This window comes from Arthrobacter sp. efr-133-R2A-63 (genome assembly GCF_030209795.1).
In the GTDB taxonomy this organism is placed as follows: Bacteria; Actinomycetota; Actinomycetes; order Actinomycetales; family Micrococcaceae; genus Arthrobacter; species Arthrobacter bambusae_A.
Map to the genome: position 1 here is coordinate 20,955 of NZ_JARVRG010000015.1, position 19,518 is coordinate 40,472.

General features: G+C 63.4%; 20 protein-coding genes and 1 pseudogene. 12 read left to right on the forward strand and 9 right to left on the reverse strand.

Annotated features, from left to right (window positions below; translation table 11 throughout):
• Positions 1-57: 57 nt before the first annotated feature.
• The 3 genes and pseudogenes from QRN45_RS07735 to QRN45_RS07745 all read left to right on the forward strand — a co-directional run bounded on the left by QRN45_RS07735 (position 58) and on the right by QRN45_RS07745 (position 4,287).
• Entirely contained in the window at positions 58-3,564 is a 3,507-nt protein-coding gene (locus QRN45_RS07735) for a fibronectin type III domain-containing protein (protein ID WP_241707578.1), read from the forward strand.
• Positions 3,565-3,671: 107 nt separating this feature from the next.
• A pseudogene (locus QRN45_RS07740) lies at positions 3,672-3,854 on the forward strand (ectoine/hydroxyectoine ABC transporter ATP-binding protein EhuA); the annotation flags it as partial.
• Positions 3,855-3,906: 52 nt separating this feature from the next.
• The gene (locus QRN45_RS07745) at positions 3,907-4,287 is read left to right on the forward strand and encodes a RidA family protein (protein ID WP_241707577.1); all 381 of its coding nucleotides are present in this window, start codon (positions 3,907-3,909) and stop codon (positions 4,285-4,287) included.
• A 96-nt stretch (positions 4,288-4,383) separates the two neighbouring features.
• On the opposite strand, the gene QRN45_RS07750 is transcribed toward QRN45_RS07745, so the two are convergent.
• Entirely contained in the window at positions 4,384-4,818 is a 435-nt protein-coding gene (locus QRN45_RS07750) for an SRPBCC family protein (protein ID WP_241707576.1), read from the reverse strand.
• A 55-nt stretch (positions 4,819-4,873) separates the two neighbouring features.
• Complete coding sequence (locus QRN45_RS07755; protein ID WP_241707575.1) at positions 4,874-5,527, reverse strand: hypothetical protein; 654 nt, start codon at positions 5,525-5,527, stop codon at positions 4,874-4,876.
• 325 nt (positions 5,528-5,852) lie between these two features.
• On the opposite strand from QRN45_RS07755, the gene QRN45_RS07760 reads away from it, so the two are divergent.
• Positions 5,853-6,887 carry an iron ABC transporter substrate-binding protein gene (locus tag QRN45_RS07760; RefSeq protein WP_264637113.1) on the forward strand — a complete coding sequence of 345 codons (1,035 nt, stop codon included), beginning with the start codon at positions 5,853-5,855 and terminating at the stop codon, positions 6,885-6,887.
• Positions 6,888-6,891: 4 nt separating this feature from the next.
• Here the strand turns inward: QRN45_RS07760 and QRN45_RS07765 are convergent, their stop codons facing one another.
• Positions 6,892-7,671, reverse strand: coding sequence for an SDR family oxidoreductase (locus tag QRN45_RS07765; protein WP_264637112.1), 780 nt, complete (start codon positions 7,669-7,671; stop codon positions 6,892-6,894).
• Between the two features lie 148 nt (positions 7,672-7,819).
• Between QRN45_RS07765 and QRN45_RS07770 the strand changes: the two genes are divergently transcribed.
• Positions 7,820-7,981: a cold-shock protein gene (locus QRN45_RS07770; protein WP_284762877.1), complete on the forward strand. Its 162-nt coding sequence runs from the start codon at positions 7,820-7,822 to the stop codon at positions 7,979-7,981.
• A gap of 58 nt (positions 7,982-8,039) precedes the next feature.
• On the opposite strand, the gene QRN45_RS07775 is transcribed toward QRN45_RS07770, so the two are convergent.
• The 4 genes from QRN45_RS07775 to mscL form a co-directional block, all read right to left on the reverse strand.
• Positions 8,040-8,393 carry an aspartate racemase/maleate isomerase family protein gene (locus QRN45_RS07775; RefSeq protein WP_264637111.1) on the reverse strand — a complete coding sequence of 118 codons (354 nt, stop codon included), beginning with the start codon at positions 8,391-8,393 and terminating at the stop codon, positions 8,040-8,042.
• 131 nt (positions 8,394-8,524) lie between these two features.
• Positions 8,525-9,472 carry a proline dehydrogenase family protein gene (locus tag QRN45_RS07780; RefSeq protein WP_264637110.1) on the reverse strand — a complete coding sequence of 316 codons (948 nt, stop codon included), beginning with the start codon at positions 9,470-9,472 and terminating at the stop codon, positions 8,525-8,527.
• 75 nt (positions 9,473-9,547) lie between these two features.
• Positions 9,548-10,402, reverse strand: coding sequence for an ACT domain-containing protein (locus QRN45_RS07785; RefSeq protein ID WP_264637109.1), 855 nt, complete (start codon positions 10,400-10,402; stop codon positions 9,548-9,550).
• A gap of 121 nt (positions 10,403-10,523) precedes the next feature.
• The gene (mscL, locus tag QRN45_RS07790; RefSeq protein ID WP_241707565.1) at positions 10,524-10,955 is read right to left on the reverse strand and encodes a large conductance mechanosensitive channel protein MscL; all 432 of its coding nucleotides are present in this window, start codon (positions 10,953-10,955) and stop codon (positions 10,524-10,526) included.
• Positions 10,956-11,214: 259 nt separating this feature from the next.
• Between mscL and QRN45_RS07795 the strand changes: the two genes are divergently transcribed.
• The 5 genes from QRN45_RS07795 to QRN45_RS07815 all read left to right on the forward strand — a co-directional run bounded on the left by QRN45_RS07795 (position 11,215) and on the right by QRN45_RS07815 (position 15,897).
• Positions 11,215-12,264: an FUSC family protein gene (locus tag QRN45_RS07795; protein WP_264637108.1), complete on the forward strand. Its 1,050-nt coding sequence runs from the start codon at positions 11,215-11,217 to the stop codon at positions 12,262-12,264.
• Between the two features lie 93 nt (positions 12,265-12,357).
• Entirely contained in the window at positions 12,358-13,128 is a 771-nt protein-coding gene (locus tag QRN45_RS07800; protein ID WP_241707701.1) for a GAF and ANTAR domain-containing protein, read from the forward strand.
• Between the two features lie 235 nt (positions 13,129-13,363).
• Positions 13,364-13,798 carry a hypothetical protein gene (locus QRN45_RS07805; RefSeq protein WP_284762878.1) on the forward strand — a complete coding sequence of 145 codons (435 nt, stop codon included), beginning with the start codon at positions 13,364-13,366 and terminating at the stop codon, positions 13,796-13,798.
• A 45-nt stretch (positions 13,799-13,843) separates the two neighbouring features.
• On the forward strand, positions 13,844-14,596 hold the full coding sequence (locus QRN45_RS07810) for an IclR family transcriptional regulator (protein ID WP_264637107.1): 753 nt from the start codon (positions 13,844-13,846) through the stop codon (positions 14,594-14,596).
• 113 nt (positions 14,597-14,709) lie between these two features.
• Positions 14,710-15,897 (forward strand): 4-hydroxybenzoate 3-monooxygenase, encoded by a 1,188-nt coding sequence (locus QRN45_RS07815; RefSeq protein ID WP_264637106.1) that lies wholly within the window; start codon positions 14,710-14,712, stop codon positions 15,895-15,897.
• Between the two features lie 69 nt (positions 15,898-15,966).
• Here QRN45_RS07815 and QRN45_RS07820 read toward each other — a convergent pair whose 3' ends face one another.
• Positions 15,967-16,599 (reverse strand): hypothetical protein, encoded by a 633-nt coding sequence (locus tag QRN45_RS07820; protein ID WP_264637105.1) that lies wholly within the window; start codon positions 16,597-16,599, stop codon positions 15,967-15,969.
• A 189-nt stretch (positions 16,600-16,788) separates the two neighbouring features.
• Between QRN45_RS07820 and QRN45_RS07825 the strand changes: the two genes are divergently transcribed.
• Complete coding sequence (locus QRN45_RS07825; RefSeq protein WP_264637104.1) at positions 16,789-17,025, forward strand: hypothetical protein; 237 nt, start codon at positions 16,789-16,791, stop codon at positions 17,023-17,025.
• Between the two features lie 32 nt (positions 17,026-17,057).
• Here the strand turns inward: QRN45_RS07825 and QRN45_RS07830 are convergent, their stop codons facing one another.
• The gene (locus QRN45_RS07830) at positions 17,058-19,034 is read right to left on the reverse strand and encodes an APC family permease (protein WP_078107171.1); all 1,977 of its coding nucleotides are present in this window, start codon (positions 19,032-19,034) and stop codon (positions 17,058-17,060) included.
• A gap of 401 nt (positions 19,035-19,435) precedes the next feature.
• Here QRN45_RS07830 and QRN45_RS07835 point away from each other — a divergent pair, with 401 nt between their 5' ends.
• Complete coding sequence (locus tag QRN45_RS07835; RefSeq protein WP_231497388.1) at positions 19,436-19,516, forward strand: potassium-transporting ATPase subunit F; 81 nt, start codon at positions 19,436-19,438, stop codon at positions 19,514-19,516.
• Positions 19,517-19,518 lie beyond the last annotated feature (2 nt).

A 19,518-nucleotide genomic window follows, 5' to 3' on the forward strand; every position in this document is an offset into this window, starting at 1 on the left:
GGTGGGAATGCTTCCATCCTTGACGGTTGCCCCGGCTTCGAATGGACGGTGAGTGGAGTGGCTGGATCCTCGACGCATGAGCAGACGGTTAAGCGGCGCTTCCGGGTCCGTTGGGCCGCCGTCGGAGCGTGCGCAGCGATGGTCCTGGCACTGCTCAGCGGCTTTGCTCTGCCCGCGCATGCCGCAGCCAACACTGTCATTTCCCTGACCTTTGATGACAGCAACGCGGACCAGTTGACCGCCGCTGCCACCATGAAGAACTTGGGGCTTCATGGCACCTTTTACACGGTCTCCGGATGGATCGATCAGCCGAGCTATTTCACGTCGGCGAACCTGCAGCAACTCGCTGCGGACGGCAATGAGATTGCCGGGCACACGGTCACCCACCCTGACCTGGTCACGTTGACGTCGGATGAAGTGACCCGGCAGGTGTGCAACGGCCGGGTCGCCTTGGCAAACATGGGCTTCAAAGTCACGAGCTTCGCCTACCCCTTCGCTTCCTTGGATCCTGCCGTGCAGACCATCGTGAAGAATTGCGGTTTCAACAGCGCACGCGGGCTCGGAGACCTTTACAGCAAGGACGATCCCGGGCTTCCGGCTGCTGAGACCATCCCGCCCGCCAACCCTTATGACACCGCGGCGCCGGAGGAAGTGGACAGCACATGGACGCTGTCCAACCTTGAAAACTCCGTCACCAGGGCCCAGGCGGCCGGCGGTGGCTGGGTTCAGCTGACGTTCCACCACATCGCGGTGGGGACCGATCCGACGCTGACCATCAGCCCCAGCCTGTTCAACCAATTCGCCTCCTGGCTGGCGCAACAACAGACGGCAGGCAGCGTTGCCGTGAAAACGGTTGACCAGGTCATCGGTGGCCCGGTCCAGCCGCTCGTCTCGGGTCCGCCGGTGCCGCCTCCGCCACCACAGGGAACCAACATGATCCAGAACCCGAGCCTCGAGACGCTGACCAGCGGGATTCCGCTGTGCTGGGCTGCGGGGGGATACGGCACCAACACCCCCAGCTTTTCAGTGGTCTCGCCTGGCCACACAGGCAACAACGCGGAACTGCTGACCATGAGCGGCTACGTCAGCGGTGACGCGAAGCTCCTGCCGGCCCTGGACCTTGGCGGCTGCTCACCCACGGGCACTCCGGGCCATATCTATCAGCTCAGCGCCTGGTATAAGTCCAATGTCATCACCCAATTCGAGGTCTACTACCGCACTGGAACGGGGTATTGGACCTACTGGACGGCGAGCCCGTTGTTCAACGCGAGCAGCAACTGGACACAGATCACCTGGACCACGCCTGCCCTTCCGGCAGGCGCCTCCGGTATCAGCTACGGCCTGAACATCCAGTCCAACGGCTCGATCACCACCGATGACTACTCGATGATCGACGTCAGTCCTGCTGCCTCGACGGCGCCGGCGGCTCCCACCGGCGTGACCGCCACGGCGGGTAATGCTTCCGCGGTGGTGTCGTGGACGGCGCCTGCCAACGGCGGCTCCCCGATCACTTCCTATACGGTGACGCCTTCGTCCGGCGGCACGGCACTGGCTCCCGTGACGGTCTCCGGTAATCCGCCCTCGACGACGGCGACCGTCACCGGCCTGAGCAACGGCACGGCCTACTCGTTCACGGTGACGGCCACCAACGCCGTCGGGACGTCACCCCAGTCCGCGGCGTCGGCGCCCGTCACTCCCACGGCTCCAACAGTTCCGGCCGCTCCGACCGGGGTGACCGCGACGGCGGGTAATGCTTCCGCGGTGGTGTCGTGGACGGCGCCTGCCAACGGCGGCTCCCCGATCACTTCCTATACGGTGACGCCTTCGTCCGGTGGCACGGCATTGGCTCCGGTGACGGTCTCCGGTAATCCGCCCTCGACGACGGCGACCGTCACCGGCCTGAGCAACGGCACGGCCTATACGTTCACGGTGACGGCGAGCAACGCCGTCGGGACATCGGTGCCGTCGGCCGCCTCACCGCCAGTGACTCCCACGGCGCCCGTTCCCGGTGTCGTCAACGGCGGTTTCGAATCCGGACTTAGCTCCTGGACCACCGGAGGGGTCAAAGCGCCGGTTGCCTCGACCACCGCCCACACCGGCACGGGTTCTGCGTTGTTGGGCCTGGCATCGGGGGCCGAGCCGCTGGGCGACAGCAACCTGTCCCAGACCATCACCATGCCCGCTTCCGGGACATCCACACTGTCCTTCTGGTACCAGCCGCACACGGCTGACGAGACCTGCACAGGCACCGCGTGCAGGTACGACTGGATGGAAGCGCAGGTCCGCTCCACGAGCGGCACGGTCCTGGGCAGCCTCTTCAAGCTCTGCAACAATAACGGCATCTGGACCCAGCTCAGCGCCAACCTGTCCGCCTACAACGGCCAGACCATCGTGCTCTGGTTCAACGTCCACCTCGACGGCTCCAGCCCGGCGGATGACACTTGGATGTACCTCGACGACGTCACCCTCACCAACACCCAAACGACGCCGACGGCGCCCGCCGCACCCACCGGCGTGACGGCGACGGCAGGTAACGCCTCGGCAACCGTGTCCTGGACCGCGCCGGCCAACGGCGGCTCCGCGATCACCTCGTACGCGGTCACGCCGCACGCAGGCGCCACCGCCCTGGCGCCGGTCGCCGTGACCGGGAACCCGCCGGCGACGACGGCAAACGTCACGGGGCTGACTAACGGCACCGCCTATACGTTCACGGTGACCGCTACGAACGCCATCGGCACCTCCCCGGCGTCGGCCGCTTCTGCCGCTGTCACCCCGACGGCGGGTGCGACGGCACCCGCCGCGCCCACCGGCGTGACCGCGACGGCAGGTAATGCCTCGGCAACCGTGTCCTGGACTGCGCCGGCCAACGGCGGCTCCGCGATCACCTCGTACGCGGTCACGCCGCACGCAGGCGCCACCGCCCTGGCCCCGGTCACCGTGACCGGGAACCCGCCGGCGACGACGGCGAACGTCACGGGGCTGACTAACGGCACCGCCTATACGTTCACGGTGACCGCTACGAACGCCATCGGCACCTCCCCCGCGTCGGCCGCTTCTGCCGCTGTCACCCCGACGGGCACGACAACCTCGGCCATCACCAACGGCGGCTTCGAATCCGGGCTCACCGCATGGACCACCGGCGGCGTCAAAGCGCCCGTGGCCTCCACCGTCGCCCACACCGGCACGGGCTCGGCACTTTTGGGCCTGGCTTCGGGTGCGGAACCCTTGGGCGACAGCAGCCTGTCCCAGACCATCACCGTCCCCGCCACTGGAACCACCACCCTGTCCTTCTGGTACCAGCCCCACAGCCAGGAAGACCCCTGCACCGGCAACGCCTGCCCCTACGACTGGATGGAGGCACAAGCCCGCACCACCACCGGCACCACCCTGGGAAGCCTGTTCAAACTCTGCAACAACAACGGCACCTGGACCCAGCTCACCGCCGACCTCACCGCCTACAAAGGCCAGACCATCATCCTCTGGTTCAACGTCCACCTCGACGGCTCCAGCCCCGCCGACGACACCTGGATGTACCTCGACGACGTCACCCTCACCAACGGCTGAATCGGCGGGAAAGAGGTCCTGCTACTTGGATGCGGTTGGCGCTGTCGCCCATTCCGCGTCAACCGCCAGGTCCATGGTTGTGAGCCGCAGCCAGAGCCAGAGCCGTTTCTGCGGCTGAAGCCGGGATGACCATGGTGGTGGTCACGCACGAATTGGGCTTCGCGCGCCAAGTCAGCGATCAGGTGGTCTTCATGGACCAAGGGGTAGTTGTTGAAAGCGGCAGGCCCGAGGACGTCCTGGGCAACCCGCAACACGAACGCGCCCAGGCCTTCCTCTCGAAGGTCCTCTAAACATCAGCAATCCCGGCCGGCCAACGGCCGGTCCCCGGAAAGGAACTCATCCATGTCCCGCAAGCAGGTCACAACCGAACTCGCCCCCAGTCCTGCCGGCCCCTACTCCCAGGCCGTCGTCGCCAACGGCTTCCTCTACACGGCTGGCCAGACTCCGCATGACCCCATCAGCGGTGACGCCGTGGGAACCACCATTGAAGAGCAGGCACTCCAGGCCATGAACAACCTTGGCGCCGTCTTGGCCGCGTACGGGCTCGACTTCTCCCACGTTGTCAAAGCGACGGTGCACCTGCACCATCCGGGCCGCGACTTTGCAGGATTCAACACCGTCTACGAAACGTTCGTCGAAACCCCGTACCCGGCCCGGACAACGGTGGGCTCGTTCCTGGGTGACTTCCTCGTCGAGATCGACGTGGTCGCCGTCGTGCCCTAGCGCTTAGCGCTTAACGCGGAAGCGGCGGCCGCTAAGATTCGCAGCCGCCGCGTCGGCCATTCGCAGCCGAGGGGGGAGAGCCTGGGGCCGACGTTTCTAGCTGGCTTCGAGGATCTTCTTGAGGTTCTCCAGGTCCTTGCGCATGGCCGCGCGCATCATTGGCGCCATGACGATGCCTGCAAGGGCAGAGAACCCGGAAGGTTCGCCTGTGTTGCGGAGCGTCATGCGGGTGGCGCCATTCTCATCGGACCAGGTGTACGTGGTCCGCATAGGGAAAGGACCTTGGCTTGTGCGCATGGTGAGTTTCTCGCCGGGGACAAGCTCGGTGAATTCGTAGACATAGTCCAGATTTCGGCCCAGGAATCGTGCGGTGAAGGCAACCCGGGATCCCACCGCGAGCGGCTTCGGCGTCTGCCATTGTGCAGATCGTATGTTCACGTACCAGACCGGCGCGTTGTCCGGATTGGAAGCATAACTTGCCACGATCTCGCGGGGCTGCCGGATCAGTATTTCGGTCTGGACGTTCACCATGTCCCCAACTATCGCAGAACGCGTCTACAGGCCGGTAATCCCATATCCAAGGAGCTCAGGGCAAGTTGTCGGAAAGCGTGGGAGCGTGCCCGGCCTCTCCGCCGTGGGGTTCAATCTCCACGTAGTAGATCGTCCCCGTGCCAGGGGCGTGGAGGCGGTGCGGTGAGTGACGAATCGGCCGGTAGTCGTGTCCGAAGGGATCGCGCACAGTGACACGTTCAAAGTGATCCAGCCGCGCGAGGAGGCCATCGACGTCCCTGAGTGTCGCGGGATGGGTCTCTTCGCCCTCTACATCCACTACCCAGGGCGAACTTGTGGCGCTGCTGGCGAGCTCCAAGGTGAGAGTCTCGAATATTCCGGCCAGGAGGGCATCCAGCGTTGTGGGGTAGAGGCGGAGCAGCCGATGCGCTTGCGGTTCCCGGCGTCGGTCGGTGATCCAGGTTTGGCGGAGCCACGTGAATTCGACCCGGCCGAACGAGGAGCCTAAGTTCAGCTTCCGGCCCTCCTCCAACGTCAAATGGAAGTTGTTGCCTGCCCGGTCCAGGATGCTGGCTGCTTCCTCAACGTACTCAAGGTCCCTGAGCATGGCGGTTTTAGAAGGATAGTAGGTGAAATCACCGAGCTCATCGACCACGACGTAGTCTGCCGGATCCGCGCCGGCAAGCTCGGTATCGTGTGCGGTTTCTTTGCTGAGGTCGGTGCGTTTCATGGTGAATCAGCTCCTACGGAGGGTCAGTCCGAAGCCCGGATAGGCGTTGCGTCCTGCCTTCATCAGACCACCAAACGGACCGGCCGGCATCGGTCCTTAATGGTTTCCTTACGCCGGCGGGAGCAAATTTAGCGCCCCCGTTCACGTTTGTAACAGTCGGCCGCCAGCATGCCCAGAATTACGCAACAATGGCATGTTGTTATTAGAGTAAGGATTGCCTTGCCTATCACGCCGCCGTTCCGCCCCGACTCGTCGGGCTGGCCCGCGTGAAGGGCGGGGCTACCCCAACCATTCCGGTCCCAGCCGGAAACCTTGAAAGGCCCCCATGAAATTCGGCATCAAATCCGCTACGGTCCTTGCCGCCGCCACGGCCTCGCTGCTGGCACTTTCGGCGTGCAGCGGCGCCCCAAGCGGCAGTTCCGCGGCATCCGGCGACGGCATCGTCGTATACAACGCGCAGCATGAGAACCTCACCGGCGCATGGGTGGACGCCTTCACCAAGGAGACGGGAATCAAGGTTACGCTCCGCAATGGTGACGACCTTGAAATGAGCAACCAGCTCAGCGAGGAAGGCAAGAACTCTCCGGCCGACGTTTTCCTGACCGAAAACTCCCCGGCCATGGTCCGCATTGCGAGTGCTGGCTTGCTTGCCCCGGTGGACCAGGCAACCCTCAGCCAGGTCCCGGCGCAGTACCGGCCCTCCACGGGTGACTGGACGGGCATCGCGGCCCGCTCCACCGTGCTTGCCTACAACAAGACCAAGCTCAGCGAGGACCAGCTCCCCAAGTCCTTGATGGACCTCGCGGATCCGTCATGGAAGGGCCGTGTGGGCGCGTCCACAGGCGGAGCTGATTTCCAAGCCATCGTCAGCGCGATGCTTGCGCTCAAGGGGGAAGACGCTACCCAGAAATGGCTGGAGGCGGCCAAGTCCAACTTCAAGTCCTACAAGGACGACACCCCGGTGCTCGCGGCCGTGAACGCAGGCGAGGTCGAGGCTGGAGTTTTGTACCACTACTACTCTTTCGTGGACCAGGCGCAGACCGGAGAAAACAGCAAGAACGTTGCTCTTCACTACTTCAAGAACCAGGACCCGGGTGCGTTCGTCAGCGTATCTGGCGGCGCTGTTCTGGCGTCCAGCAAGAAGCAGGCCCAAGCGCAGGAGTTCCTGAAGTTCATCACGGGTAAAACAGGTCAGCAGGTCCTCCAGAACGGTGACTCCTTCGAGTACACCGTTGGTTCCGACGTACCGGCCAATTCCAAGCTCGTGCCCCTCAAGGAACTCCAGGCACCCGCGGTGGACCCCGCCAAGCTCAATAGCGAGAAGGTCACCGAGCTGATGACCAAGGTCGGGCTGCTCTAACGGGTCAGCCGAGCTTGAAACCCCCGTTGCTGTAAAGAATCTGGCCATTCATCCACGAGCCCTGCTCGGAAAACAGGAATCTGACGAGGTCCGCGGTGTCCTCGGCCGTGCCGAGCCGGCCGGCCGGGGTCGCCTCAATGCCCGAACGCCGCGTCGCGTCGTCCATCCATCCAGTGTCGATGGGGCCCGGGTTCACTACGTTCGCACGCACACCCCGATCTGCCAGCTCAACGGCGGCTGCGGTGACGATGCGGTCCAGGGCTCCCTTGCTCGCTCCGTATGGCAGATTGTGAACGGTGTGATCGCTCGTCAAGGCGACAATCCGGCCGCCGACGCCGCCCGGTACAACGGGTTCCCGTAGTTGTTCCGCGAACGACTTGATGAGGAGCGCCGTTGCGCGGGCGTTGACTGCGAAGTGGCGGTCCCAGCTCTCAAGGTCGGTTGTCAGGATCGAACTGTCCACGGATTCACAGTGCGACATGACCAAAGCCGTGACCGGTCCGAGCGTTCCGGCAGCCCTGATGAGCTCAGCCGGCACCGCTGGATCGCTCAAGTCGCCCGGAACGAGCTCGACGGCGACTCCCAACGCCCGGCATTCGCTGGCGATGGACTCCGGATCGTCGGCGTTGCGCTCCAGACCGACCCGATCGTCGTACGGTCGCCAATAGTTGAGGGCGACGTCCCAGCCGTCGCGCGCCAAACCGACCGCGAGACTCGCCCCGATTGAGCGCCGTCGGCCGACCCCCGTCACAAGTGCGACTTTCGAATGGCTCTGGATAGTCATGCTTCGATTCTAGGAAGGTTCCAATCAGTCAACGCGGATCCTTGCGCCCCCGAACCCCGCACCGTAGGTTTGAGGAAGCGGACGTATGCGTCCGGGGGCATCGGGTTTGAAGCCGATGGCCAGTCAGATTCAGAGAAGGAACATGGCCGTGGCAACAGGTATTGTCAAGTGGTTCAACGCCGAGAAGGGTTTCGGCTTCATTGCCCCCGACGACGGTTCGGCGGACGTTTTTGCCCACTACTCAGCAATCGCTTCGAGTGGGTACCGATCACTGGACGAGAATCAGCGGGTCCAGTTCGACGTCGTCTAGGGCCCGAAAGGCCCCCAGGCGGAGAACATCCATCCCCTGTGACAGTAGGGCACTTTTCCTAAGGCAGTTCTGCAAGCAGCCGGCCCCACGTGGGTGCCAATAAAGGCGCCCCGGCAAGCTTGAGGCAATGCCACAGCGTCACCGCTACGGAATCCAGCACCGGCACTCCGGTGGTTTCCTCCACTTCCGCGGTGATGTTGGCGCCGTAAAGGTTCGTGCACAAATAAATGAGCGCGTCCGGGTTCGAGGCGGCAAGTTCCAAGGACCCGGGCAGCATTTCCGCGTCCGTGACCCGGGCGAAGGATTCGTTGTTGCTGAGGTCCAGGTGGCGGTGGTCAACCGTCTTGATTCCTTCGCGCGCATACGACTCAATGACGGCTTCGTTCACGTCCCCGGTATACGGCGTGAACATGCCGACGCTCTCCCTACCTCACGACGCGCAACCTGTTACGCGACGCGGAGAAGCCTCGCCGACGCCGGAATTCCGAGGTCCCAGGGAATTTTCCGTGTCGCCAGGCTTTTTAGGGGCCGGCTCGGGAGGGCTTAGCGCGGGTTGAGGTCGGCCAGAGCCGTCAGCGCCCGCTCGGGATGTTCCGCGATGCGGTTGAGGACGTACAGCCACCACTCGCCACCGAAGATGACGTACTCCCGGGTCCTGTAGCCGTCCCTGTGGAGCCGATCGAGAAGGTCGGTCCCCAGGCCGAGGAGCATCTCGAATTCGATCGCGTCGGTCTTCAGCGCCTCGCCGTGCCTGGAGATGAGCGTGTTGACGAGCTCGTCGTCGTGGGTTGCGAGGGACAGGGAGTGGCCCGAGAGGATGAGCTGGCTCGCCAGATCGAGGTAGGCAGCCGTCAGTTCGGCACTGTTGCGGGGGAAGGCGACAGACTCGGGCTCGAGGAACGCGCCTTTGACCAAGCGAACGGTACCCGGGTGGCGAAGGACCCGCTCGAGGTCTCCGGGGGTGCGGTGCAGGCGGGCTTGGAGTGTGATGCCGACGCGGGGGATCTCGGCTACGAGTTCGTCGTACAGGTCGAGGACCAAATCGGTCCGATCCGAACCTTCGGCCGAGATCATTAGTCCCGTTCCATACGGTTCAGTTATCGCGGCAAGCTGGCGTACATGGTTGAGCGCCAGATCGCGGTCGACGAGTGCGCCGAGGTGGGAGAGGTCGAAGGAGATGGTGCTCGGCAGGCCAGCCTTCCCGAGGGCGGCGCCCAACTCAAGGAACACTGCGGCTTCAGAGCGTGCGAGGTCGGTGTTGCGCACACTCTCGCCGGCATATTCGATGCTGGCGGCATGCCCGCGGGCCACCGCCGCTGCCGCTACCCCGATGGCCTCCGCGGCTGTGTCCCCGGCCGAGTACCGACTTGCCACGCGTGAAGCCATTGTCGCCAAGGCTGGTGTGGACATGACGCGTTGCTTGAGGCCTTCATCCAATGCCCACGCCCGGAGGGTATTGGCAGCACGCTCAAGATCAATGTTCGTAGTCACCCGACAAACTGTACCTGTGGAGATCGCGGGCACCGGGGTGGGGTTCACGATGCGAAATGCGGGGCCCAGGGCTGCTCAGGGTCGGCTGCCCCTCCGGGTGTGCGCCAGGATTTCAGCCAGCTCGGCAAGCCGATGTGCGCGTGCCGATTCTGCCGGCGTGAACGGTTCGTCCGGGCGCGAGAACAGGAGCGGCCCGTGCCATGCGGTCGGAATCTTGAGGAGCGTCGTGGAGGGCCCGACGGCGGCGCGCGCCCCGGCGGCCGGGCCTTCGGGTTCCGGGGCGATGATTTTCGCCGACAAGAGCTCGGCGACCGCCAGCGGCAGTTCGTCCGGGTTGTCGGCGATCCGGGCAGCCAGGCTCAGGGCCTTGGTCTGGCCGTCCGCCATGGCGAGTGCAGTGGTAGGCCACACGTGCGAATCCCGGCCGCCGCCGCCGTCGAGCGCTGTCAGTAGCTCTTGCTCGCCGAGGTGGCCGGGAGCAGACAACACGAATTCGTCCATGACGGCTCCATCCATGGGGTGGACATGGATGCTGAGGATGTTGATGTTCATCCGGGCGAGCGAGTGGGTGATCCGTTGGAGGGAACCTGGCTGGTCGCGGAGCACCGTCCTCGCCCGCCAAAGCGCCTGGGCCGAATCGAGCTTCCTGCGATGGCGGAGGGCAGGCGCGTGGATCCAGCGCCGCAGGATCCTGGTCGCGGAGGGCTCGGCAACCCAAATGACCAGGACAGTTGCGGTCACGGTCAGGAGGAGCACCTTGGCCAGGTAAGGCAGTTGCGTTTCAACCACAATGGCGTGGACAAGAAGTTCGATGGGAAGCATCACCGCGATTTGGGCCACGGTTACCCGGGCCTTCGGGGCCTCGGGCATCTGGCCGCACACTTCGCAGGAGAGCTCAGCGGTAATGGAAGTCCTCTTGTTCGGCTTCATGGCACCATCGTGCCCGAACCCTGTTTCAGGCGGATTGCGCCTGCGTCACGATCTTGGGCAGCCCTGATCGGGGCCAGTTCGGCGCCGACCGGATGCGCCGAACTGGCCCTGGGGCGCGAACTTAGCGGGAGCTCTCGTCGCTTTTGTTGGCGGCGGTGAGCTCCGTCAGGAGGTCACGGATTTCAACAAGCAGGGCGGTGTCGGCCGGAAGCGGTTCGTCCTCGGGCTCTTCAATGGAGGCGCGGCGCTTGGTCAGTTCGTTGATCTTGTTCATGGGCGCGACGAAGATGAAGTACACGACGGCGGCCGTGATCAGGAAGGTGACGAACGCGGTGATGACGGCGCCGAAGTTGACGAAAGTCTTCGCGTTGTCAGGCCAAATAGAGAAGCCCAGTCCCTGCGCGTTGACTCCGCCGGCGGCGGCGATAACCGGGTTGATGATGTTGGTGGTGAACGCTGCGACCAGGGCGGTGAACGCGGTGCCGATGACGACGGCGATGGACAACTCGATAATGTTGCCGCGAAGAACGAAGTCCTTGAAACCTTTGAGCATGGAATGACCTCCGGTGAATGGGTACGGGTGAGGTGGCCGGAATGAGCCCCCGGCCCGGCTGGTGACAACCGAAACGAGACTATCAATCGACGCCGTTCAGGCGTCACACCCACGGCAATTTTTACGTCATTCAACGGAAGGCGATCGGGCTTCCCGGGGCCGTCCGGCGTAAGCTCGGACCGGATGCCAGTGCCGCCGTCGGGCAGTATTAGTTGAGCCCTACAGCGCTCAGAGAAGCAAAACAGAGGCAGGCAATCCAGTGAACGCCCTGGCAGAGATGTTCAGGATCGGTCCCGGCAACAAGGACCATCACCCAGCTGTGCGCTGCGCCGTGGGCGTCTTCCTGCCATTGATCACCCTCGTGTTGTTTGGACGGCTGGACCTTGTTGTTTTCGCCAGCTTTGCGGCGTTCACGAATATCTATGGCCGCAACGAGCCCCATAGCCACCGTTTTCGAAGCCAGCTCCGGGCCGGATCGCTCCTGCTCGGCATCATCCTGCTCGCCACCCTCACCGCCAGGATCGGACAGGGCTCGGACGCCTACGTGTGGATCCTCACGCTGGGCACCACGTTGGTTGCAGCCTTTTGCTCCGTCGTGACTGCGCTGTGGCGGCTTCGCCCAGCAGGTTCCCTCTTCCACATTTTCGCTTTTGCCGCGATCGCCTCCGTGCCTCAGCAGCCTCCGCTTTGGGAGGGGATGCTTGCCGCCGTTTTGACTGCTGTGTTGGCGTTGCTGATCGGAATGTCGGCGCGGGTAGTCCCGAGCCACCGGACACCCTGGAAGCGGCCGGCGGCGGACCGGTTGCTTCCTCAGGAAGTCCGGGCAGCTTGGCTGGAAGGCTTGGGCTACTTCGTTGCTGCCGGCCTGGCCGGAACGCTTGCTACCTTGGCCGGGCAATGGCTCGGGTTCGGACACGGCTATTGGGCCATGGTGGCGGCAGTGGTTCCCTTGGTGGGGCGCAGTACCAGCCACCGGGTGCAACGGGGAATCCAGAGGATCGTGGGAACCATGCTGGGTTTGCTGGTGTTGGCCGGAATTCTCTGGCTCGGCCCGGCGCCGTGGCAGATGGTATTGGTGATTGCCGCATGCCAGTTCGGGGCCGAGCTCTTCATCGCGCGCCAATACCTTGTGGCACAGGTATTCGTCACGCCGCTGGCGCTCATTTCCACCCTGCTGGTTGCCAATGTTCCGCCAGGGCTCTTGCTGCGGGACCGCATCGTCGAGACGGTGATCGGGGCCGCCGTCGGCGTCGCGGTGGTCTTGGCGCCAGCGGCGTGGTCGCGGTTCCGGGAACTCGTTCCCCGCTAGGCATTTCTCAATTGCCGGCGGTGTGGGACCTTATGTAAAGGGACTTATTATTTCCACATGCCCCAATCAGCATATTCATCGGGAGAACGTGCCATGCTTCCTGCAGATTCCACTTGGACCACCATCGACCGGATCCAGAACCTGATCCTGGAGAGTGCCGACTTTGAGGACTTCCTGAACGAGCTGGCACGGTTTTCTGCCCACCAGATGGCGGGCGACGGCGATGACGCGCTCTGCGGGATCACGCTTTTGCGCGAGCGGAAGGCACTCACGATTGGTTGGAGCAGTGATGAGGCCCGTGAAGTGGACGAGATCCAGTACTCCTTGGCCCAGGGGCCATGCTTGACGGCAGCCGAAGAGGAACGCGAAGTCCACGTGCCGGATCTCCTTGAGGAGAACCGATGGGGTCCTGACTATGCGAACGCCGTTGCGTCGCACGGACTGAGGTCTGTGTTGTCGTTGCCGTTCGACCTGGAGGGAGAGGCCAAAGCAGCCCTCAATCTGTACTCCGAGGCCCCGTACAAGTTCGACGAAAGGGCCGCAGATCGGGCCCGCGGGTACACCCGTGAGGTATCGCAGGCCTTGCGTCTTGCGATCAGGTTCGCCCTACATGCGGACAGTGCAAAGAATCTCAGGGCAGCAATGGAGTCCCGCACGGTCATCGATATCGCTATTGGAATTGTCATGGCACAGAGCCGCTGCAGCCAGGAGGACGCCGTCCGGATCCTGACGGAAGCCTCAAGCAACCGCAACGTGAAACTGCGGGATATCGCCAAGTCCTTGGTGGATTCCGTCGACGCGGCGGGCACCCTGACCCACTTCGAAGAACCGGCCCAGGAGCCCGGCCGCACCCGGGCAGGGTGAGTCCGGACCGCAGTTGGCCACCTCGCGGGGTGTACAACGGCGGTGCCAGAGGATAACCTTCTTGAGGTTGAGCCGTCGGCCATAGACACCCTTATTTGGAGTACCTATGGACCGTAGATTGCACGCCCTCGTTAAATTTGATGTTTCCACCGACGCCGTCGATATCGATGTTCGGGGAAGCCTGAATCAAGATTCGAGGCCCGCACTCGTACAGATCGTTCGCCGGATTCGGCGAATGGGCATCACCTCCCACATCAGAGTGGGCTTGTCCCACGCCGCGATGGTCGAATCGCAGGCTTTGGCCGGACTCCGCAATGACCTCAACGCGATCGACGGCGGCACCACGGAAGTGGGCCTCGCCACTGGATCCGGAGTTTCGTTGGAATTCACGGAGAGGCCTGCCGGTTTCCCACTCGGGGCCGCAACGGGAGTGAAATCGATCGAGATCGCCGGCGAGTTCACTGCCTCGATCGATGCGTCAGGACTCCAGCCGTTGGACAAATGCTCCGATGAAGAACTTCTTGCCGCGAGCGATTTCGCCTTCGGCCTGCTGGACCAGCCCGGCACAGCTGCCTCTCCGGTAGTGCTGGCTCACTACGACGCGATCGGCTTGGAGATCTCGCGGCGGGAAACCAAGGACGGATCAGCGGATGCGCCTGAGCCGGTCTAAGCTAGTGCTCCATTCAATGGAATACATGGAAGCGGTGAAGGCGCATTGGCAAACTCGGCATCGGGCGATTCAGTGGTGGACCGCATCGTCCGGATTATCGAGGCGTTCCCCGAAGGCTCCACGTCGCTGCGGCTTTCCGAATTAGCGGACACCGCCGGCCTGCCCCTCGCAAGCGCCCATCGATTGGTCCGGCAGCTCGCCGATCACGGACTCCTGGAGCTTGGCGCGGGCGGTAGTGTCCGCTTGGGCCTGCGGTTGTGGGAACTCGTGAACCGGAATTCGCCAACTCTGGCCCTACGGCAAGCGGCCCTGCCGTTCATGGAGGACATCCAGCAGGTCCTGAACCAGAACGTGAACCTTGCCGTGCTCGATGGCTGGGAAGCGTTGTTCGTCGAGCGGCTGTCCCGCCGGGGATCTGTGGCCAACCGCGCCCGCGTTGCTGGACGCATGCCCGTCCACATCTCTTCGGCCGGGCTGGCACTGATGGCTGGCCAGCCGAAGGAACAGCAGGCCGAGTACCTCAAGCAGTTCAGCGACCCCGCGGGAAAGGTGACGGCCGACGTCGTCCGTCGCCTTGTGGCGGAAACCGCCCAGCAGGGGTACGCCCAGCTCGCGGGCGTGGTGGATCCGGACACGTGGGGCATCGCGGTGCCGGTCACGGACAGCAAGCGGCGCACGGTAGCCGCGCTCGGCGTCGTGGTCCCGCTCGCGGAAATGCGCCTACAGGCCCTGGTGCCTGCGCTGCAGACTGCGGCACGCGGAATCGCCCGCCAACTTGGGGAGCGTCGGAACGCCTAACTTTTTCCGTTGAACGGAATTCGTATGACGCCGATCATGCGGCGGGGGTCACGCTGGTCAGCAGAACCACCGCAGCCCGTGAGGCGCGATTCCGCAATGAAGCGAGGAACACCATGGCACGCAAGATCATCACCACCCAAGTGGCCATTATGGGCGCCGGGCCGGCCGGGCTCATGCTTTCCCATCTGCTGGCCACCTCGGGGATCGAATCCACTGTCATCGAGGTCCGTAGCCATCAGCAGATCGCCGAAACAGTCCGTGCGGGCATCCTGGAACACGGCTCGGTGAACCTGCTCGTGGACAGCGGTGTTTCCGACCGGGTGCTGCGCGATGGCGACCGGCACGACGGGATCGAACTGCGTTTCAACGGCGAAAGCCACCGGATCGACTTCAAGGAACTCGTGGGCGAATCCGTGTGGCTCTACCCGCAGACGGAGGTCTTCCTCGATCTCGCCGCACGGCGCAAGAACGACGGCGGCGACGTCCGGTACAGCGTCACGGACACCACCATCCACGACCTCGAAGGCAAACCCAAGGTCTGGTTCACCGACGCCGAGGGCCAGGAATTCGAAATCCAGGCGGACTTCCTGGTGGGCGCCGACGGTTCCCGCAGCCACTGCCGCTTCCAGATCCCCGAGGCCAACCGCAAGTGGTACTTCCACGAATACCCCTTCGCGTGGTTCGGCATCCTCGCCCAGGCACCGCGGAGCTCAGACGAACTGATTTATGCCAACTCCAAGAACGGCTTCGCCCTGATCAGCCAGCGCACTGAGAACGTGCAGCGCATGTACTTCCAATGCGACCCCAAGGAAAACGTGGCCGATTGGGACGACGAGCGCATCTGGTCCGAATTCCGCAGGCGCGTCAACGGAAACGGCTTTGAGCTCAAGGAGGGGCCGGTACTCGAGAAGATGGTCCTGCCGTTCCGCAGCTTCGTCCACACCCCGATGCGCCACGGGAACCTGTTCCTGGCCGGCGACGCTGCCCACACCGTCCCGCCGACGGGCGCCAAGGGGCTCAATTTAGCCCTGCATGATGTCAAGGTTCTCTTCGAAGGCCTCGATTCCTTCTACACAAACGGCTCCAACGCGCAGCTCGAGTCCTACAGCGACCGTGCCCTGGAACGTGTCTGGAAGGCACAGCACTTCTCCTACTGGATGACGTCCATGCTGCACACCGCGCCCGGTTCGGACGACTTCGGCCGCGCACGCCAGCTCGGCGAGCTCCACTCCGTGGTCTCTTCCCGGCATGCGCAGGCATACTTGGCTGAGTCGTACACCGGATGGCCGGCAGGGAAGTAGCTGGCGACCGCGGCTGGCTAATCGCGACGGATATCCGAGAATCCACGGCGCCGCCGGCGTAGTGGTGCCTCAGTGTGAGGCGCCGCTGCCCTTGGACCGTCCCGGAACCTCGACGTAATAGACCGACCCCGCCGCAGGAAAGAAGAAGCGATGCCCCGCGTGTCGGATTGGCTGGTAGTCGTGGCCGAAGGGATCATGCACCGTGACTCGTTCGAGGTGATCAACGCGGGTGAGGAGGCTACTGACTTCGTGCAGAGTCGCGGGGTGGGTTACTTCGCCGTCCACCTCCAAGACCCACGGCGCGTCCGTGGTCCTGCCGGCATGTTCGAGGTAAAGCATTTCAAATAGTCCCTCAAGGAGGGCTTCCAGCGTTGTCGCGTGGAACCGCTGCAAGGGATGGGCCTGCATGTTTCTCTGCTGGTTGTTCGTCCACGCTTGGCGGAGCCAGTTGAATTCCACCGTGCCCAGTGAGGGACCCAGATGCAGCTGCCTGTCCGTATCCATGGCCAGGCGGTAGTCGTTGCCGGATCGGTCAAGAATGCATGATGCTTCGTTTACGTATTCCAAGTCTTTGAGCATGGCGGCCTCGGACGGATAGTAAGAGAAATCGCCGACCTCATCGATCACCACGTAATCGTTCGGACGGATGCCCGGGACTGTGGCGTCGGTCGCCATTCCGTGAGAAAAGCCGTTGGGTTTCATGGTTGCGTCAGCTCCTTCGGAGAGACCGGTCCACGGCCAGGCTGGCCATGAATTACTCCCTCGATCAGATCACCGAAAGGATCCGCCGCCTGCGGTCTTAATGGTTTCCATATGCCAGCGGGCGCAGATTTAGCACTCTCTTAACGGCTAGGCCTCAAGCATTGGCGGCAGGCATGGCAGACTTCGGCCATGAGTATCGAGCACTGGTGGTCGAAGCTGAAGCCGTCTACCCGGAAATGGCTGATCGAGAACAACGGCGACGCGGTTCCGCCGGAAGTGGTAGTCGAGATCACCCAAGCTGGCGGCCCGATTGCTTCGGATGCATGGTGGGTTGGTCGGAGTGGGCCTTCAGGGTTTTATTTCTCGGACGAGGCGGTCGACTGGATCGAAGCGGTAGCGAACGGCGAGATGCCGGAGCGGCCCTGACAGCATCCGCCCGGGGCGCCCCTACGCTGCGCTCAGCCGACGTGGACCCACGGGCGCCGGCTGACATCGGGTTCGGCTTCACGCAGGACTTCGCGGGTGACCGGAGCGATCTCTCCCTCGCCGAGGAACAGGAAGCGAAGCAGGTTGATGACGGGGTTTCCTTCGGTCCAGCGGAAGTAGATGTGCGGCATGAGGCCGGTCACGTCACGGATGTGCAGCAGCACTGACGCGATGGTGTTGGGGACCACGGGACCGTGGACTTCCAGTATCTGGTGTCCGTGCCGGACCACGCCATGGACCTCAAGTGCGGTTTCAAAGTCGGAAGAATCGTCCACGATCACTTCCAGGAAGAGCGCCTGGTAATCCACCGGAATGTGGCTGACTTCGATGGCAGAGGTGAGTTTGTCCCGATAGGCCTCCGCGGTGAGTCGGAGGGGTTCGTGGGCGATGAGCGCAATCGGGCCGCTCAAATTGGTGGACATGAATTCCAGCGCCTGGCGGTCCAGATGGACGTGGGTGGCGTGCAGTTCGAACGAGCGCCGGATCCTCGAAAGCAGCGAGATCACGATGATCCCCACGATGAAGATCGCGGCGATCCGGATACCTTCGGGACGTTCGAAGATGTTGGCAATCGTTGTGTAGATAAAGACGACGGCGATGATCCCGAATCCGACGGTGCGCTTGCGCTGCCTCAAGCGGCGCGCCGAGAGGGTCACCGCCACAGCGGCAGATGTCATCAGCACCAACACGCCGGTGGCGTACGCGCCACCCTGGGCGTCGACGTCGGCGTTGAAAAGGAACGTGATCAGGAACCCGATGAGGGTGAACACCAGGACCAACGGGCGCACCGCACGGGCCCAGCCAGGCGCCATTCCATATCGTGGCAGGTACCGCGGGACCAGGTTCAGCAGCCCGGCCATGGCGGAGGCGCCTGCGAACCACAGGATCGCGATGGTGCTCAGGTCATAGACGGTGCCGAACCCGACGCCGAGATATTGGTGCGCGAGGAATGCCAGGGCGCGTCCATCGGCCTGGCCGCCGGGCTGGAACTCCTTCTCCGGAATCAGCACAACAGTGGTGAAGCTGGTAGCGATCAGGAAGGAACTCATGATGACGGCCGCCGTGGTCAGGAGGCGGCGGGTCCCCTTGATCCGTCCGGCGGGGTTCTCCTCTGTGTCCGAGGCACGTCCACGGATCTGCGGCATCACGGCGACACCGGTCTCGAAACCGGACAGGCCCAAGGCGAGTTTTGGAAACACCAGCAGGGCGATGCCGATCACCATGAACGGGTTTCCGTGCGAAGTGGACAGTGCATGCCACCAGTCGCCCACCGCGACCGGATGGGCGAACACCTCTACAAACGTTGAGAATACGACCACGACATTGAGGCCCAGGTAGACCGCGACGAGGACGACGGCCACGCCGATGGCTTCCTTGAATCCGCGCAGGAATACGGCGGCCAACAGGGCGAGGAGGAACAAAGTAACCAGGATGTTCTGTCCCTGCAGCCAGCCTGGGGCGAGCGGGTTTTGGATCGCGTGTGCGGTGGCGTCAGCGGCCGAGAGGGTCATGGTGATCATGAAGTCCGTCGCCGCGAACCCGAGGAGAACAAGGACGAGGATCTTCCCTCCCCAGCGGGGCAAGAGACGCTCGAGCATCGCTATGGATCCCTCGCCGCGGTGGCTTTCACCGGCGACGCGGTGGTACACGGGCAGGGCGCCGAGCAGCGTGACGGCCACCAGGACGATGGTGGCCAAAGGGGAGATCACTCCCGCGGCCAAGGCCGCGATGGCGGGCTGGTAGCCGAGGGTGGAGAAATAGTCGACACCGGTGAGGCACATGACCTGCCACCATGAATGCTTCTTCAGATGGGGATCGCCCACCGCACCGGGTCCTTGGTGCGATCCTTTGGAATCCTGCAGTCCGAACAGCAGCCATGTCCGCAAGGAGGCCATGCCGCCGGGCCGTGGGGCCGAAGGATCAGCCGGGGGCCTGCTCAAGGTAGTCATGGTGTCCTTTCCGCGCGACGCGCAGGCACCGCGATCATTGCTGAAGATAGCACCGACTACAGGTGTTTTCGCTGGTTGAAGCCGATCTTGATGAATCCTTAACGTCGATGTCGCGGAAGCCGCAGGGCGGCCGAAAGAAGCCACGCCTGTTAAGAAGCCGTCAAGATTCGGCCCCGCGGTGTTAAGGAACCATCAGGAACCGCTTTTCACGTCAAGCCAAGGAGTTGACTGGCATCAGCCCCGCAAACGGGGCACGAATGAAAGGACGTTCCAATGGCCGACGTGGCTGTTGTGGGGATCTTCGTGGTGTCCATGGGGATCGTGATGTGGATTGCCCACCTGCTGGGCAAAATCGTCGACGGCGATGGGCCGGTGAACGGGCAGTGAGCGCGGACGCCGTGATGTGGTTGGTCCTGTTCATTGCAGGCCTGTGTTTGTTCGGCTACCTGCTGGCCGTCTTGATCCACCCGGAAAAGTGGTGATT

What these genes read in the sequence shown, in the direction of transcription:
- QRN45_RS07815 (WP_264637106.1), top strand. Translation starts at nt 14,710, where the DNA reads ATGGCACGCAAGATCATCACCACCCAAGTGGCCATTATGGGCGCCGGG.
- QRN45_RS07830 (WP_078107171.1), bottom strand. Translation starts at nt 19,034, where the DNA reads ATGACTACCTTGAGCAGGCCCCCGGCTGATCCTTCGGCCCCACGGCCC.
- mscL (WP_241707565.1), bottom strand. Translation starts at nt 10,955, where the DNA reads ATGCTCAAAGGTTTCAAGGACTTCGTTCTTCGCGGCAACATTATCGAG.
- QRN45_RS07825 (WP_264637104.1), top strand. Translation starts at nt 16,789, where the DNA reads ATGAGTATCGAGCACTGGTGGTCGAAGCTGAAGCCGTCTACCCGGAAA.
- QRN45_RS07765 (WP_264637112.1), bottom strand. Translation starts at nt 7,671, where the DNA reads ATGACTATCCAGAGCCATTCGAAAGTCGCACTTGTGACGGGGGTCGGC.
- QRN45_RS07760 (WP_264637113.1), top strand. Translation starts at nt 5,853, where the DNA reads ATGAAATTCGGCATCAAATCCGCTACGGTCCTTGCCGCCGCCACGGCC.
- QRN45_RS07785 (WP_264637109.1), bottom strand. Translation starts at nt 10,402, where the DNA reads ATGAAGCCGAACAAGAGGACTTCCATTACCGCTGAGCTCTCCTGCGAA.
- QRN45_RS07800 (WP_241707701.1), top strand. Translation starts at nt 12,358, where the DNA reads ATGCTTCCTGCAGATTCCACTTGGACCACCATCGACCGGATCCAGAAC.
- QRN45_RS07745 (WP_241707577.1), top strand. Translation starts at nt 3,907, where the DNA reads ATGTCCCGCAAGCAGGTCACAACCGAACTCGCCCCCAGTCCTGCCGGC.
- QRN45_RS07835 (WP_231497388.1), top strand. Translation starts at nt 19,436, where the DNA reads ATGTGGTTGGTCCTGTTCATTGCAGGCCTGTGTTTGTTCGGCTACCTG.
- QRN45_RS07750 (WP_241707576.1), bottom strand. Translation starts at nt 4,818, where the DNA reads ATGGTGAACGTCCAGACCGAAATACTGATCCGGCAGCCCCGCGAGATC.
- QRN45_RS07755 (WP_241707575.1), bottom strand. Translation starts at nt 5,527, where the DNA reads ATGAAACGCACCGACCTCAGCAAAGAAACCGCACACGATACCGAGCTT.
- QRN45_RS07775 (WP_264637111.1), bottom strand. Translation starts at nt 8,393, where the DNA reads ATGTTCACGCCGTATACCGGGGACGTGAACGAAGCCGTCATTGAGTCG.
- QRN45_RS07820 (WP_264637105.1), bottom strand. Translation starts at nt 16,599, where the DNA reads ATGAAACCCAACGGCTTTTCTCACGGAATGGCGACCGACGCCACAGTC.
- QRN45_RS07805 (WP_284762878.1), top strand. Translation starts at nt 13,364, where the DNA reads ATGGGCATCACCTCCCACATCAGAGTGGGCTTGTCCCACGCCGCGATG.